The organism is Kocuria sp. KRD140, assembly GCF_017168375.1.
Lineage (GTDB): Bacteria > Actinomycetota > Actinomycetes > Actinomycetales > Micrococcaceae > Kocuria > Kocuria marina.
The window spans coordinates 54,119-69,777 of the sequence record NZ_JABFAW010000005.1; the positions used below are offsets into that span (position 1 = coordinate 54,119).

14 protein-coding genes and 1 pseudogene are annotated in these 15,659 nt (G+C 68.7%); 5 read left to right on the forward strand and 10 right to left on the reverse strand.

Annotated features, from left to right (window positions below; translation table 11 throughout):
* Positions 1-277 precede the first annotated feature (277 nt).
* The gene (locus J1M36_RS05875; RefSeq protein WP_206478870.1) at positions 278-1,735 is read left to right on the forward strand and encodes an MFS transporter; all 1,458 of its coding nucleotides are present in this window, start codon (positions 278-280) and stop codon (positions 1,733-1,735) included.
* Between the two features lie 159 nt (positions 1,736-1,894).
* Here the strand turns inward: J1M36_RS05875 and J1M36_RS05880 are convergent, their stop codons facing one another.
* The 4 genes and pseudogenes from J1M36_RS05880 to mgtE form a co-directional block, all read right to left on the reverse strand.
* Entirely contained in the window at positions 1,895-3,136 is a 1,242-nt protein-coding gene (locus J1M36_RS05880) for an MFS transporter (protein ID WP_206478871.1), read from the reverse strand.
* 519 nt (positions 3,137-3,655) lie between these two features.
* Positions 3,656-4,741, reverse strand: a complete 1,086-nt coding sequence (locus J1M36_RS05885) for an alkene reductase (protein ID WP_206478872.1) — start codon at positions 4,739-4,741, stop codon at positions 3,656-3,658.
* 142 nt (positions 4,742-4,883) lie between these two features.
* Positions 4,884-5,360 (reverse strand): annotated as a pseudogene (locus J1M36_RS05890) (aldehyde dehydrogenase family protein); the annotation flags it as partial.
* Positions 5,361-5,423: 63 nt separating this feature from the next.
* Positions 5,424-6,785 (reverse strand): magnesium transporter, encoded by a 1,362-nt coding sequence (gene mgtE / locus J1M36_RS05895; protein ID WP_342358295.1) that lies wholly within the window; start codon positions 6,783-6,785, stop codon positions 5,424-5,426.
* A 201-nt stretch (positions 6,786-6,986) separates the two neighbouring features.
* Here mgtE and J1M36_RS05900 point away from each other — a divergent pair, with 201 nt between their 5' ends.
* Positions 6,987-7,403, forward strand: coding sequence for a PaaI family thioesterase (locus J1M36_RS05900; RefSeq protein WP_231885612.1), 417 nt, complete (start codon positions 6,987-6,989; stop codon positions 7,401-7,403).
* Positions 7,404-7,456: 53 nt separating this feature from the next.
* On the opposite strand, the gene J1M36_RS12715 is transcribed toward J1M36_RS05900, so the two are convergent.
* The 3 genes from J1M36_RS12715 to J1M36_RS05910 all read right to left on the reverse strand — a co-directional run bounded on the left by J1M36_RS12715 (position 7,457) and on the right by J1M36_RS05910 (position 9,342).
* Positions 7,457-7,828 carry an amidohydrolase family protein gene (locus J1M36_RS12715; RefSeq protein ID WP_241246921.1) on the reverse strand — a complete coding sequence of 124 codons (372 nt, stop codon included), beginning with the start codon at positions 7,826-7,828 and terminating at the stop codon, positions 7,457-7,459.
* Positions 7,829-7,917: 89 nt separating this feature from the next.
* Entirely contained in the window at positions 7,918-8,109 is a 192-nt protein-coding gene (locus J1M36_RS12720) for a hypothetical protein (protein WP_241246935.1), read from the reverse strand.
* Between the two features lie 183 nt (positions 8,110-8,292).
* Positions 8,293-9,342 (reverse strand): MFS transporter, encoded by a 1,050-nt coding sequence (locus J1M36_RS05910; RefSeq protein WP_241246922.1) that lies wholly within the window; start codon positions 9,340-9,342, stop codon positions 8,293-8,295.
* Between the two features lie 200 nt (positions 9,343-9,542).
* Between J1M36_RS05910 and J1M36_RS05915 the strand changes: the two genes are divergently transcribed.
* Together J1M36_RS05915 and J1M36_RS05920 are read left to right on the forward strand one after the other, a co-directional pair.
* Positions 9,543-9,734 (forward strand): hypothetical protein, encoded by a 192-nt coding sequence (locus J1M36_RS05915; protein ID WP_035965649.1) that lies wholly within the window; start codon positions 9,543-9,545, stop codon positions 9,732-9,734.
* Positions 9,735-9,824: 90 nt separating this feature from the next.
* Positions 9,825-11,156, forward strand: coding sequence for an MFS transporter (locus J1M36_RS05920; RefSeq protein WP_206478874.1), 1,332 nt, complete (start codon positions 9,825-9,827; stop codon positions 11,154-11,156).
* Positions 11,157-11,280: 124 nt separating this feature from the next.
* Here J1M36_RS05920 and J1M36_RS05925 read toward each other — a convergent pair whose 3' ends face one another.
* Positions 11,281-11,616, reverse strand: coding sequence for a WGxxGxxG family protein (locus tag J1M36_RS05925; RefSeq protein ID WP_206478875.1), 336 nt, complete (start codon positions 11,614-11,616; stop codon positions 11,281-11,283).
* Positions 11,617-12,155: 539 nt separating this feature from the next.
* On the opposite strand from J1M36_RS05925, the gene J1M36_RS05930 reads away from it, so the two are divergent.
* A complete protein-coding gene (locus J1M36_RS05930) occupies positions 12,156-12,593 on the forward strand; it encodes an NAD(P)-binding protein (protein WP_206478876.1) in 438 nt (145 codons plus the stop codon).
* A gap of 12 nt (positions 12,594-12,605) precedes the next feature.
* On the opposite strand, the gene J1M36_RS05935 is transcribed toward J1M36_RS05930, so the two are convergent.
* Positions 12,606-13,850 carry an FAD-dependent oxidoreductase gene (locus tag J1M36_RS05935; RefSeq protein WP_206478877.1) on the reverse strand — a complete coding sequence of 415 codons (1,245 nt, stop codon included), beginning with the start codon at positions 13,848-13,850 and terminating at the stop codon, positions 12,606-12,608.
* Positions 13,847-15,577 (reverse strand): choline/carnitine O-acyltransferase, encoded by a 1,731-nt coding sequence (locus J1M36_RS05940; protein ID WP_206478878.1) that lies wholly within the window; start codon positions 15,575-15,577, stop codon positions 13,847-13,849. Before J1M36_RS05940 ends, J1M36_RS05935 begins: the two co-directional genes overlap by 4 nt.
* Positions 15,578-15,659: the final 82 nt, after the last annotated feature.

The window sequence follows — 15,659 nt, forward strand, 5'->3', positions numbered from 1 at the left end:
CCCCGGACTCCCGACCCGGTTTTCGGTCGCCTTCTCGCTCCGGTTCCCAGCCGGATTCCTGCTCCGGTTCCTGGGCCGGTTCCTTGACCGCCGACGCCGCGACGCGCGGCTGCGATGCGCTGGGGCTCACGCTCAACTCCTGATTCGCTGACGGACATTTTTCTCGACCATTTGACGGACAGTGTGACCCACACCATTCTTGGTTTCAAGTATTCGGAAGTGATTTTCATTATTTGGCAATTGCCAACGCGATGACGCCCCACGGAAGGACCCGCTCATGAGCACGACCCCAGGACCGGATCAGCCGATCCACCCGCCGGCCCCGGCGGCGTCGGCGTCGGCGTCGTCGGGACAACTGACCGACTCACGCCCCGAGAACGTCAAGACCCCCAAGAAGGCGGCGCTGGCCAGCTGGATCGGCTCCGCGCTCGAGTACTACGACTTCGCGGTGTACGGCACCGCGGCGGCGCTCGTGCTCAACCACTTGTTCTTCCCCAAGGACGCGTCCCCGGGTGTGGCCATCCTGTTGGCCATGGGCACCGTGGGCGTGGCCTACGTGGTGCGGCCGCTGGGGGCGCTCATCATGGGCCCGCTCGGTGACCGGATGGGACGCAAGTTCGTCCTGATGCTGACCCTGTTCATGATGGGTGGCGCCACGTTCCTGGTCGGGTGCCTGCCCACGTACGACCAGGTGGGTCTGTTGGCACCCGCCCTGCTCGTGCTGTGCCGCGTGATCCAGGGCCTGTCCGCCTCGGGTGAGCAGGCCAGTGCCATCTCGGTGTCCCTGGAGCACGCCGACGACCGCCACCGTGCGTTCACCACCTCGTGGACCCTGCAGGGGACGCAGTTCGGCACCCTGCTGGCCACCGCCGTGTTCATTCCGTTCACCCTGCTGCTGAGCGAGGAGCAGCTGTTCAGCTGGGGCTGGCGCGTCCCGTTCTGGATCTCCGCCGTGGTGGTCCTGGTCGCCTACCTGATCCGCCGCCACCTGGAGGAGCCGCCCGCCTTCGAGGACGCCCAGGCCGAGACCCCCGGCGAGAAGCCCGCGACCCCGCTGGCCCTGATGCTCAAGTACCACAAGGCCGCCGTGATCCGGATCGCCGCCGCCGCGCTGATCAACACCGTCAACGTGGTGTTCCTGGTGTGGTCCTTGTCCTTCGCGACCTCGGTCGTGGGCCTGGAACGCTCCACCATGCTGTGGGTGTCCGTGCTCGCCAACTTCGTGGCCCTGTTCACCATCCCCGCGTGGGCGCTGCTCGCGGACCGGGTGGGCCGCAAGCCCATCTTCGTGATGGGTGTGATCGGTTCCTCGCTGCTCATGTTCCCCTATCTGGGCGCGGTGTCCTCCGGTAACTGGGTCCTGATCTTCCTCCTGGGTGCGGTGCTCTCCGGCGTGTTCTACTCCATGGCCAACGGCATCTGGCCGTCCTTCTACGCCGAGATGTTCCCCACCCGGGTCCGTGTGTCCGGGCTCGCGTTGGGCACGCAGATCGGCTTCGCGATCTCCGGCGGCGTGACCCCCTTCCTGGCCACCGCCGTGGCCGGCGCCGAGGGCGACGCCTGGCTCAACGTGGCACTCGTGGTCTGCGCCGCCGGTCTGATCTCGGTGATCGCCGCGCTCACGGCCAAGGAGACCAAGTCACGTTCGCTGCGCAACATCGACGACCTGCACACCAGCCGCACGGAGGCTCTCGAGGTCGTGGCACTGGACAAGCGCAACGCCGCGGGCCGCTGATTCCGGGCTCTGGTCATCGCACTGCCATTCCGTTGAAGGCGCGGTCGGGAGCTCCCCGGTCGCGCCTTCCGTCTGCCCGCCGTCAGGTGCGGTGGGTCGCGGAGGCTGCGCAGCGTCGTCGTCCGAGCACGGGGACGACGACGCCGCGCGGCCCCGTCCTCAGACGTCCCGGCGGCGTCCGGGCGGGCGGGTCGCGTGGATGGCGACCGAGACCAGCAGGGCGGCCACCCCGGCCCCGAGGGTGAGCAGGAACCCGTGCCGCGGCACGACCGACAGGACACCGCCCAGTGCCGAGCCGAAGGAGACCCCCAGGACCAGGCAGGTCGTGAGCATGGTCATGACGCTCGCGATCCGGTGGGACGGGGCCACGCGCTCACCGCGCGTGTAGGCGCTGACCAGGATGGAGCCGACGCCCAGGCCGATCACCGTGAACAGCAGCGCCAGACCCACCGAGCCGGGGACCGGCAGCAGCAGGACGGACACCAGCACCACGAGAAGTGCTCCGCCGGCCACGCGCCATGCGAGCGGCACGCGCTCCGGGAGCCGGGACACCAGCACGCTCGCCACGGCGCTGCCCAGCCCCATGAAGCCGTAGATGATGCCCGTGTAGGCATCGGTCCCTCGGGCCGCGTTGATCGCGGTGAGTGCGGTCTGCGTGGAGCCGAAGACCGTGCCCACGCACAGGCACGCGAGCATGGGCGGGAGGACGGCCTTCGGGCGGATCCGTGGGGCGGTGCCGTCGGTGGGGGTGGGCGTCTGCGCGTCCACCCTCATGCCGCGGCGGCTCACCAGGTAGGCGATGAAACACCCCTGACCCACCACGACCCACGTCATGAGCACCAAGAGCGCCGGATTCGGGCCGAGTACACCCACCAGGATCCCGGCGATCACGGGCCCCAGGATGAAGCTGATCTCGTCGCACGCGGTCTCGTACCCCAAGGCCTTGCCCACCAGGCCGGGGGTGTCCCGGCGCCTGGCCAGGGCGGACCAGCGGGCCCTCGCGATGGCTCCCACCTGGGGGTTCGCGGCGCCGACCACCGCGGCGCACACCAGGATCAGTGACCGGGGCGCGTCGTGAAGGACCACGGCGAGCAACGATCCCATCCCGAGCAGTTGCACCACGGTGGCCGCGAGCACCACGGGCAGGGGTCCGAAGCGATCCACCAACCGCCCGATCACGGGCGCGCCCACGGCGGAACCGAGTCCCGCGGCGGCCACGGTGATCCCCGCGAACCCCAGGCCCAGACCGGCCCCGCTCACGTACAGCAACAGACCCAATTGCACCGTGGCGGCGGGGAGCCTGCCAACTAGCGCGGTGATGAGGAAGGGCCATCCGCCCGCAGCCGCGAGGGACAGTGAGTCCCGGGCGGGTTCAGGGACGGCGGGTGGGCGAGTGCTCACGGATTCTCCTGGGTACGACCGACGCCGCGCACCCGACCACACGCGCGGATAATCCCCTGACGACACCTCGATGCTACCCGGGGGCCATCGGGCCGCGGTCTCTACTGCACCCTCGTGGCCCAGCGCGCCAAGTCGGCCCAGGTCCGAGGCAAGCGCTTCGTCCACGTCGACTGCACGGAGTATTCCCGGCCCATCCTCGAACGGACGGGCCTGACGCCAATCACTTCGGTCACCGCCGCGACGTGGCGCCGAGGCTGATGACAGGGCAATTCGTCGAGCCCGAGCGGTTGTTGGGGCCGATCAAGGGCCAGCTATTTTGTGCGGTTGACGTAGTCGAGGAATGCGAAGTGGAGCAAAAGCAGCATCACCCCCCGCGAATCGACATTTGCTCAGCTAAAGCAGGGGGTCAGCCGCTCGTCCGAGGGTCCCCGGGCTGAGGCGCCAGTCACGACCCAAGAAACGCAGGAGGGTGGCAGCCGTCCGTCCAGACGGCTGCCACCCTCCTGAAGGAACCCGTGCCTACCGGGCCGCCACCTTCGCGAACGGGTAGTCCACGTACCCCTTGGGTCCGCCCACGTAAAAGGTCGTGGGATCCGGGGTGTTCAGCTCCAGCCCGTCACGCCAGCGCTCCACCAGGTCCGGGTTGGCAATGAGCTCACGGCCCACCACCACGCCGTCCGCGAGATCGGCGCTCATGATGTGCTCCGCCTCCTCGAGTTCGGTGACCACGCTGAAGCCGCTGTTGAGGTAGAACACACCCTCGAAGTCACGGCGCAGGTCCCGCACGAACTCCCCGTCCACGTCCTTGTGCAGCACGGACAGGTACGCGAGGTCGAGTCCGCGCAGACCGGTGAGCAACGCGTCATAGGTGGCCACGACGTCGTCGTGGTCGTCCTCGATCGCGCCCTGGACGTTGTGCTCGGGCGAGATCCGCAGCCCCACGCGCTGCCCGCCGATCTCCTCGGCGACGGCGCGCACCACCTCGATCACGAACCGTGCCCGGTTCTGCGGGGAGCCGCCGTACTCGTCGGTGCGGTGGTTGGAGGACGGGGCGAGGAACTCGTGGAGGATGTAGCCGTTGGCGCCGTGGATCTCCACGCCGTCGATCCCGGCGTCCATCGCGCGGCGGGCCGCGGCGACGAACTCCTGCTTGATGCGGGGCAGCTCGTCGGTCTCCAGGGCACGGGGCGTGGGCATGGGCTGCTTGCCGCTGGGCACGTGCACCGTCTGATCCACACCGATCGCACTGGGGGCCTCGGGCAGGGGGCCGCCGGTGAGTTCGGGGTGGGAGACCCGCCCGGCGTTCATGATCTGCAGGAAGATCACGCCGCCCTTCTCGTGTACGGCGTCCGCCACCCGGGACCAGCCCTGGGCCTGCTCGGCGGTCTCGATGCCGGCCTGACCCCAGAACCCGCGGCTCGTCACGGCCGGGAACGTCCCCTCCGTGACCACGAGGCCCGCGGACGCCCGCTGCGAGTAGTACTCGACGTTCATGTCCTTGGGCACACCGTCCGCGTCGGAACGCATCCGGGTCAGCGGCGCCATGGCCACACGATTGGCGAGCTCGAACTTTCCTACGGTGATCGGGTCGAACAGGGTGGGCATATGTTTCCCTTCGTCGAAAGCTGTTGGTACTTAGTCAGTACCCACAACATCCTTCCCCCGCACACCATTCCCGAGGAAGGCTTTCAGAAGGGTCGCCGGAGGAGTTGCCGCAGCCCTTCTGCTCCTGGCCCACCAACGGGTTGTCGTACTGCAGCTTGTTCTGTAGCGGACCCAGGACGTTCTGTTCCTCACGGCCATTGCCCATGGGCATATGCTGCGCCACGCCGACGAGCGCCTCGCACACGGAGTCGTAGACGTCCTCGTGGACGTAGAGGCGCGTGAGCGCGGCACACGTCTGGCCCGTGTTGATGAACGCACCCCAGAACAGGTCCCCGGCAATGGCCAGCGGGTCCACGTCCGGCAGCACCACACCGGCATCGTTGCCCCCGAGCTCGAGGGTCAGTCGTGCGAGCCCGTCCGCAGCCGAGCGCATGATCGCCTGGCCGGTCTTGGTGGAGCCGGTGAACATGATCTTCTCCACACCGTCGTGTTCGGACAGTGCCTTGCCCACCTCGCCGCCGCCGGGCACCACGTGCAGGACGTCCGCCGGGAGCACCTGGTTGAGCACGTGGATCAGGCCCAGCACGGACAGCGGGGTGTACTCGGAGGGCTTGACCACTGCGGCGTTGCAGGGCGCTCCGGGCACCGGGGTGAATGGCTCCGGCCTGGGGGTGCTCCCGCTCTAGGCCAGCCCCAGCATCGCCCGGGCGATCAGGAAGTAGACCACGAGCCCGGCGGCATCCACGAACGTGGAGATGAACGGGTTGGAGAACACGGCCGGGTCCGCCCCGATGGCGCGTGCGATCAATGGCATACATCCCCCCACGGTGGCGGCCAACGTACACAGGGCCAGCAGTGTCAGCCCGATCACCGCGCCGATGTCCCACCCGTAGATCAACCCCACGATCACGAATCCCAGTCCGCCCAACAACAGCCCCAGGCACAGTCCCACGCGCATCTCGCGCAGCATGACCTTGACGACGTCCCGGGTGTGCACATCCCCCAGGGCGAGCGCGCGGGTCAGGGATGTCGCCGCCTGGTTACCCGTGTTGCCGCCGGTGCCCGTGAGCAGCGGGATGAACACGGACAGCACCACGAGCTGTTCCAGGGTGGACTCGAACGTCTCCAACACCCGTACGGTGAGCACGGCGCTGACCGCGAGCACCAACAACCACACCACGCGCGAGCGCACGAGCCGGAACACGGGGGTGGACAGGTACGGCCTGCGCAACGGCTCGGAACCGCTGAGCCGCGCCTGGTCCTCGGACTCGGCGTCCTCGAGAATGTCCAGGGCGTCGTCCACGGTGAGCACGCCCACCAGGCGGTCCTCGTCGTCCACGACGGGCAGGCTGAGCACCCGCAGGGCCGCGCACTGGCGCGCCGCCCGCTCCCGGGGTTCCGTCGCGGACACCCGGTCCGCCTCCTCCATGACCTGTGAGACGAGGGTGTCCGGAGGGGCTGCCATGAGTCGCTGCAGGCTAGTCACGCCCAGGAGCCGCCGCTGCGGATCCGTGACCATGACCGTGTACACATTGCGGGTGCGTTCCAGTTCCCCGCGCACCCGTTCCAGACTCTCGGCGCACGTCAGGTCGGGGTGGGTCGTGACGTACGAGGGGTTCATCCGCCGCCCGATCGAGTTCTCCGGGTAGCCGAGCACCGCCGCGGTGAGCTCGCGCTCGGAGGGCGGCAATCCCTTCAACAGCCGGGTGGCCAGGGCCGCAGGCAGTTCGTCCAGCAGACTCACGCGATCGTCGGTGTCCAGGGACTCGACGACGCCCGCGACCTCCTCGTCCCGCAGACCCGTCACGAGTTCGCGCTGCAGCGGCGCGTCGAGACGTTCGAACACGGTCACCGCGCGGTCCTTGGCCAGCATCCGGTAGGCGACGGCGCGCTGGCGCACTCCCAGCCGCTCCAACAGGTCCACGACCTCCCCCACCGTGAGCTCCGCGAGCAAGCGCGCCACCTCCGGCAAGTCCTGGCTCCCGATGGCCGATTCGACGGCGCGGAAGGGCCGTTGGACCTTGACTTCGTGGACACGGCTCACGTGCCACCCCTTCCTGGTCATTGGACGGCACCGACGGGACGCGGGAGCCGTTGCCAGCCTGTCAGAAATCGGACGCGCCCGCCCAGTGGTGGCCGCACTCTAGAGTGTTCTCGTATCGCCCCACCCCGCACCCGGGAGTGGTCCTCCAGGCCCGGCCGGGCCCTGCACCGAAGGGTGACCGTGTACGCAGACCCCACCGACATGACCGCCATCCGTGAACTCCTGCACGAGATCCTGCGCAACGACCCCGCACCCTTGCACCTGGGCATGGACCTCGGTGAGATCGAACAGGGCCGGGTGACCATGTCCATGACCGTGTCCGACTTCATGGCCAACGGCCACGGTGTCTGCCACGGCGGATACCTGTTCACCCTGGCGGACACCACGCTCGCGTACTGCTGCGCGACCGCCGGCTCCCCCATCCTCACGCGCAACGCCGAGATCACGTTCACGGCTCCCGCGCACAGCGGCCAGGTGATCACCGCGATCGCCACGCGCCGGGTGAGCTTCGGCAGGAATCAGATCTGCGACGTCGTCCTGGAGGCCGACGGGCGCGTGATCGCCTACTTCACGGGGCAGGGCACCACCCCGCCGCAGCCCAAAGGTACGGTGAAGTGACGGGCCGGGCACTGGAACGCCGCGCCATCACCGCATGACAGACCGGAACGGCGCTACACCCGCCCCCGGTGCACGATGCGACCGTCGCACACCGTGAACTCCGAGACGATGTCCTTGAGCTCGGACTCGGGAACGTCGAGGGGGTTGCGGTCCAGCAGCACCAGGTCGCCCAGGAACCCCTCGGCAATGTGCCCCGGGCGGTCCTCCCCGAACGACGTCTTGGCCGCTTCCGCGGTGTAGGCGTCGAGCGCCTCGGCCACGGTGATGTTCTGGACGGTGTCCGCGACCCAACCCGAGACGGACGTGCGGGTCACGCACGCGTAGGTCCCGAAGCACGGATTGGCGGTGGTCACGGGGAAGTCCGAATTGCTGGACGCCGTGATCCCCCGGTCCAGGAAGGTGCGCATGGGATAGGCGCGGTTCATGCGCTCCTGGCCCAAATTATTGATGTGCGAATTCCCGAGCTCCTACACGAACGCGGTCGAGGACGCCGCGATGAGGTCCAAGACTTGCCTCACGGCGCGGTCCCCGATCCCGTGGATCGCCACCCACTCACCCACTCCTCCGCCTCAGCTTCCTGTGCGGCCTCGCGGATCGCTTTGACGACATCGTTCGCTCGCGGTGTCACGGGCGGCCTGCAATCCGCCTTCATGGCCAGGCAGGCATATATCCCGGAATGCCCGTGTGACTCGATGAGCCCCAGCATGAGGTAACGCCCACCCGCATCCACGACGGGTGCACCCTCCGGGGTGCGGGCGCGCGCCTTATCCGCGTCACCCACGAAGGTGATCACCCCATCCTCGACCACGACCCCCAGGGGTCACGGCTAAACCGGCCGCCGGGTTGGTGCACCACGGCGGTGACCACGGTGAGGTTCCGGACGGGGTGTTCACTCATACTCTGTTCCTCTTTCGTCGCTGGTTTCCGCCCGAGGTGTCAGGTGACGCCGCGAGCGGTGTTCTGGGCGGGCCGGGCCTTCCGCCGCGCGATGGCCGACTAGCGGACCTTGACCGGGAACAACTGGGGCAGGACGGTGCCCACGGGGGCGTACGGGATGGAGGCGAAGCCGAGTCCCAAGATCATGGCCACGGTGATCAGGGCGGTGTCCCGGGTGCCCACGAGCCAGAAGAGGGGGAAAGCGACGAGCGCGGCGATCGCGTAGCCGGCGGCCACCACGATGGACGGGGGGGGTCTTGTCCGCGACTTTGCCCGCGATGAACATCACCACGATCTGCGCCACGGCACCCCATGCGATGGCCGTGAGGATCACGGTGGAGGGCAGACCGAGCTGCTTGGTCACGTAGCTGATCATGAACGTGGTCAGCACGAAGAAGCCGGCGTTACCGAACAGGTAGGTGCCGATACCCACGATCAGGCGACCGGGAGCGGCGCGCAGGGTGTCGGCGACGGGCGCGCTCTGCTTCTCGTGCGGCGTCGCCGACCGAGCGACCTCGGCCTGCTTGCAGACGTCCGTCTCGTCGATCTTGAGCCGGATCCACACGCCCACGGCGACCAGGACGATGGAGATCAGGTACGGGATACGCCACGCGCCCTCAAGGAACCGCTCCTCCGAGAGGGCCACCACGGCGGCCACGATCATGGAGGACAGGATGGTGCCGGTGGGCGAACCCAGCTGCACCACCGCGCTGGAGAAACCGCGCTTGTGCTCAGGGGCGTTCTCCACGGCCAGCAGGGTGGCGCCGCCCCATTCGCCGCCGACCGCCATGCCCTGCAGGAACCGCAGGACGGCCAGCGCGGGGTCCTCGCCACCGAAGAACAAGGGCGCGAAGACGATGGACGCGGTGGCGCCGAACAGGAAGAAGTCGTACCACTCGGGGGACGTGCCCACATAGGCGCCGATCAGCGCTTTGCAGGCCTTGCGGGGGTCGTGTTCTCGGGCCGCGGGATGCCCCGTGGGACCTTCGGTCGTGCTGGACATGACAACCTCTGGACCAGGGAAGTGGTGCCGTTGCCCCGGGACCCGCTCATACGAGCACCCGGAACAGTGGCCGCGATTATTTATGTGACCAGGGTCCTACACCGGAGCTTTCCGGCGGGTTCAAGACTGGAAGGGGTCCGTCCGAAATTCGCTGCCGCGAGACGGTTGTCGCGTCCCGTGGCAAGTGGTCGAATGAACGCATGAGTGAAAACAGCATCTGGGATGCCCTGGAATCCGCACGCGACAAGGCCAAGGAACGGGAGCAGGAGGAGATGCAGCGCGTCGAGGACGCGGACAACCACGAGCAGCAACGCGCCGCCAGCTCCCGCGTGGCAGCACGCCAAGCCGTGCGCGAGACGCTCGACGACATTCTCGCGCAGCGGGAGGGGTGAGGGGTTCACGGAGGGGGTGAGCCCCCCAGGCAACCTCGTGCGGCGCGGGGAACGGTTCCGTTCCCCGCGCCGCCGCGCCATCTGATATTGATGCTGGGGACGCACATCGACCGAGGAGTCCCCACGAGCACGCATCACTTCATCCGAGCACGGCTGCCGTGGGTGGTGGCCGGGATCATCCTCGTGGCGCTGAGCTTGCGCGGGCCCATCATCGCGCCCACGCCCGTGATCACGAACATCCAGGCGGACATCGGCCTGTCTTCGGTCGCGGCGGGGCTGCTCACGGGACTCCCGGTGTTCCTCTTCGCCGTGGTCACCCCGGCGGCCTCCGCGGTCATCCGACGCGCGGGCCCCGAGGCCGCCGTCCTGCTCTGCCTCATCGGTGTCCTAGTGGGCACCATCATCCGTTCCCTCGGCTCCACGCCCCTGCTGTTGGTGGGCACCGTGGTCATCGGGGCGTCGATCACGATCGGCAACATCGTGATCCCGGTCATCATCCGCCGCGACATCCCCTGGCGCCAGGTCTCCGTGGTCACCGCCGCCTACTCCGCGGCCCTCAACGTGGGGTCCATGATCACCGCGCTCGGCACCGCGCCGCTCGCCGCCGCCCTGGGGTGGCGCTGGGCCCTCACGGCCTGGGGCGTCCTGGCGCTCGCCGGCATCGGCTACTGGCTCCTGCTTTCACGACGCCGCTCCGGCAGCCCCGGCGACGACGCCGCCTCAGCCGCCCACACGCCGTCGTCCCCCGACGCCCCCGGCTGCGGCGCGTGGGGGTTGGGGGCCGCGCCGTCGGCCCCCGAAACTTCAGAGGCCCCCGCGGAGATGCTGCCGCCAGCGGAACCCGACACCGCTCACGCGACGGGGCGTGTGCGGCGCATCGGCTGGTTGCTCGCGCTGGCGTTCTGCGGGCAGGCCATGGCCTACTACTCGGTGACGGCGTGGCTACCCGCGTTGCTCGCGGACACGCGGGGGTTGAGCTTGGCGAGTTCCGGGGCCTCGGCGTCGCTGTTCCAAGTGGCCGCCGTCATCGGGGCGTTCGGCGTGCCCCTCCTGGCCGCACGGGCGCCCGCGTGGGTTCCGGTGGCACTGATCGGAGCGCTGTGGATCACCCTACCCATCGGCCTGATGCTCGCGCCGGGGTGGTTCATCGCGTGGTCGCTCATCGGCGGGGCGGCCCAGGGCGGCGGTTTCACGGCGATCTTCTCGATCGTCGCCCGCGTGGCCCGCTCCTCCGCCGAGGCGGCGCGGATGTCCGCGCGGGTGCAGGGTATCGGCTACCTCGCGGCCACGATCGGGCCACCCCTGGCCGGAGGTTTGAACACCGCGACCGGGGCGTGGACGGCGCCCCTGCTGTTGGTGCTCGCCGCGACCGTGGTGTTCACGGTGGGCGGGGTGTTGGCGGCGTTCAGGGCGCGGTCGTGAACACCACGACATGACAGCGCGCGTTCCACTGCAGTTGATGTTACGGATACAGGACTGGGGCCCACTCACGAATGAGTGGGCCCCAGCCATCAGGTTCTGGATCTAGAACCTACGGAACGAGGTCTCAGCGACCCGGGTGGGTGGTGCCGTCCACGTTGGTGGTCCCGGTGCCGTCCACGTTGGTGGTCCCGGTGTCGCGCACGGTGCTGGTCCCGGTGTCGCGGCGACGATCCGTGGTGTGGTCGACGTGGCGATCGTTGTGGACGGTCTTGTTCTTCTTCAGCAAACCAGCCAGACCCAAGAGACCGACCAGACCCCACAGGCCGGCGTTGCCGTTGTCGTCGTTGGTCTGCTGGCTCGTGGCGGGAGCCGGGCTCTCCTCGGCGGCGATGGCGGGGGCCGACACACCGGTGAGGATTGCGAGGGACAGGGCAGCGGTAGCAGCGGTCTTACGCATCATTTTGCACTCCTGGCTGGGAAAGGAAGCACCATCATTTGACGGCTTAATAAGCACCCTACCTTAATTGTGTGTCTCCGACGACCGGCCGGTGAGGAATATATGCCGTGGCGGGCCGGGAATAACAGCATGGATATTCGATAAGGTGGCGCATTGATTTCGCACCCTTGGAAATACGCTCTTAACTGGCCTAACAAGCCCCCCATTATGACTTCGCCACCTCTCGCGGGCAACAGTGTGCTCTATTTATATTCGGGAATAATCGGAGGCGAGTCCGAGAGCTTGATTCTCCTGGCCGGGGCCCGCCGGAACACCGGCGCGTACTGCATCACCCAGGTGAAGCGGCGATTTCCTTAAATTTTCCCGGATACACGCGGGCGAAGAGGATGAAGCGGGAATGAATATACGATTTCGTCCTCGCGCCCCAGCTCCGACGATCGAGGAATGTAGAGGGCATTCCCCTACCCCCTCCGTAACCTCCCCGGACCAGCGCCCCCCTTCCCCGGGTAGGTTCAAGATCAGTCACCCCGGGAGGAGCTCACATGTCCCAGCGCATCGCCATCATCGGCGCGGGAATCGGCGGTCTGACCCTCGCCATCGATCTGCAGCGCAAGGGGTTGGACGTCCGGATCTACGAACAGACCGCTGTCCTGCGGGAGGTCGGCGCCGCCGTCCCCCACCACGGCCAGGGTGCGAACCAGTCCATCGAGGACGCGATCGTCCTATCCGACCTACTCTCCAGCACGACCGACTGGGACCATGCGCGTGCCGAGTACGAGCGGCGTCGCCGTTTCCGTACCCGCAAGATCGTGGACGCGTCCGTCACCGTGGGAGAAATGCTCCACCTGCCCGACGGCGCTCGCGCCCGGGAACGCAACGCCCGCCTGGCCGCGCCGGACGCCTTCGACCGGCACCTGGACTGGATCCACTCGTTCCGCGCCGATGAGCAGGTCCCGGACGCCCCGGCCGTGGGTGGGTGATCAGGAAGGGCGTCACCCCCACCCCGGCGCCCGCTCAGGCCGCGGTCCTACGCCCACCGCCAACGCCGGGAGCACACTGAGCCACGGCACCCGCCGCACGACCTTCACGACCCACGACGGCGGCCGCAGGTCCCTGCCCCGGATCGCCGGCATGATCAGTGCCGCGTGCAGGATTCGCTGCATGCCCTGGATGACCACCGTGGGCACCATGCGGCGTCGCTGGATCCGCGCCAACGCACGCGCCTCCGCCCGCCCGGAGGCACCGCCAGAACGCAGCAGCGGAGCCAGAATGCGGGCCGCAGCCACCGCGTCCTGCACCGCCAGATTGATCCCGACGCCGCCCACCGGCGACATCGCGTGTGCGGCGTCCCCGATGCACAGCACCCCCGGGGCGCGCCAGCGGCGCAGCCGGTCCAGGCGCACGTCGAGGTGCTTCACGTCCGCCATGGACCCGATCCCGGTCACCCCGGCTGCCGCCTCTGGGAAGAGCTGCGCGGCGTCGGCTCGGAAGGCGTCGAGACCGCGGGCGCGCACGGCGTCGTCGGCACCCTTGGGGCCCAGCTGCGCGACCTGGATGTAGCCGTCGCGCGGGATGCCGATGGCCACCCGCCCCCGGTTCGAGCGCGGCAGCAGCGACTCCCCCACGCAGCGATCGGTGGGCAGGCGATACCACCAGACGTCGAAGCCCACGGCGCGTTCCCGCGCCGGAAACCCTACGGCGCGGCGGATCACGGACCAGCGGCCGTCGCACGCGATCGTGAGATCGGCCGCCACCTGTCCGGTACCTTCCGGCGATTCGACGACGACGCCGCTCACCCGCCCCTTCTCCCACGTCACCCCGGTGACCTCGTGCTCCGTGCGCAGCGTGAACGCGGGTTCGGCGGCGGCCGCGTCCGCGAGCAGGTCCAGAAGATCCCACTGCGGGGCCATGGCGATGTAGGGGTGGCGCACCGGCAACCGGGTGAAGTCCACCATGGGCACCGGGCGGCCCTCGGGGTCCGGGAGGTCAACGTGGGTGACCCTGGAATGCGGAATGGCCTCGAAACGATCGAAGAGACCGAGATCGTCGAGCAGGGCCAGAGTGGTGGGATGCACGGTGTCTCCGCGGAAGTCGCGGAGGAAATCCGCGTGCTTCTCCAACACCGTGACCGCCACACCCGCACGCGCCAGTAGGAGACCCAGCACCAGGCCGGCCGGACCGCCGCCGACGATGGCGCACGTGGTGCGAACGGTGGGCGGCTCTGCGGGCGTCGTCACCCCGCCAGCCCCTTCACGAATCCCCAGAACGTTTCCGCGCTCACGGTCAGATTGTGTGCGAAGGCCTCCAGGTCCTCACTCGAGTCCCGGCGGTAGTTCACGCAGAACTCGTAGCCGTCCGTATGGGTCGTGTACGTGACACCGAAGCCCTCGGGTGTGGTGGGCGCGAACGCGTAGCGCACGATCGGGTCCGGACCGCCGATGGACGTGGTGGACAGGAAGTCGTGGCGCATGGCCGCGATCCCCGGGGAGTCGAAGAACTCGGACAGCTCCCCCGTCTTCCGGGCCATCATGGCGAGTCCCAACAGGTGGCGATCCACACCGCGGGCGTTCTTGCAGGCCTTGACCCAGCCACGATGTGCGTCCAGGGCCTCCGTGAACAGCTCCTCGGTCGCCTCACCGGCGAGCAGGGCGCGGGCGAACGCGGTGGCCTGCGGGGTCACGGGGCGGAGGCACTCGGTGCGCCCCGCCTGGAACTCACGCATGTCCACCGCTTCATATACACCGCGCGCCGTCCCGTACGTCGCGAGCTGGGCGAGCAACATGATGAATTGCTGAGCGGCGTCGTCGCTGATCCTGAACGGGAGTTCGGCGCGGTGCAGCCGCGGCACGAACACCCGGTGCACGCCCAGCAGCGCGGCCTCCGTGCGGTATTGGGCGACCCGCGCCACGAGTTCGTCACGCAACTGCGGCTCGAGCTCCCACGTAATCGCGGCGGGTTGCGGGGCGTCCGGCAGCGCGGCCTCGTCCGGGATCGTCACGTCCTGCATGGCTCCCGCGACGGCCAGGATCGTGGCCCCGTCCACGGTGCTGTGTTCCATGTGCATGGCCAGCCACGGATCCTCGAGGCACACCTCGTATGTGATCGGTTTGTAGGCCCACGCTTGCCCCACCTCAAACGCGCAGCGCTCCAGGTGCTCCACGACCTCGGCCCGTGCCCCCACGACATTGACCAGGAACACCATGCGGCTGATCCGGTCGTAGATCTCCGCGTTGTGCTCGTTCGAAGTCAATTTCTCCAACAGGGGCGCGGCCGTCTCACTGCCCAGGTAGGACAGCGCCCCGAACGGCAGCTCGGTCTCCCGCGGTTCGTCCCGCTCCACGACCGCGCGCAGCCCCGCGGCCACCGTGCGCAGCGGCAGCGGTTGCCGGTCCTGGGTGCTGATCGTCAGCGCGTACAGCCGGCCGCGGTGGATCACGCCGATCTCCTCCGCTGCCTCGGCCGACCCCGACGACGCCGCTCGCTCCGGTCTGCGGATCTCGTCCCGTTCCGCGCGAGGATGCCGCACCCCGCCCGTGAGACATTCCCACTGGGACATACTCACGTCGTTACCGCGAGGGTCCACCTCCTGCGGGGTCTCCCCGCGCACCTGCCGTAGATGCACCCACGCCGCCCGGTAGACGAGTTCGGCCGCCCGGCCCAGCCCCGGGGCGCCGAAGTCCCCCGTGATCTGGAATCCCACGTTGGTGGTCAGCGGCAGGGGTGTGCGCACGCTCAGATATCCGTCCAGCCACTCCCGGGACAACCAACTGCGCCCCTCGGCGTCCTCCGCACGGGCGAACTCCTCGAGTGCCGCTTGTAACCGCGGGCCCTCCCCGGTCCGGAACGCTTCCGCATCACGCCGGGTCCGCTCGAGCGCCGCGCCGTCCACGAGGGGGTCGACGGCGCTCAGCATCCGCTGCAGCGTCTCCTCCAGCGGGGGCACGGGAAGGGGTTTGACACCCATGAGGCATCCTTTCGGTCGCGGGAACAGGAGGGTCGGGTCAATGGGAGGGTCGGCGCGACGGCGCCCGTGCGGATCCGCCGCG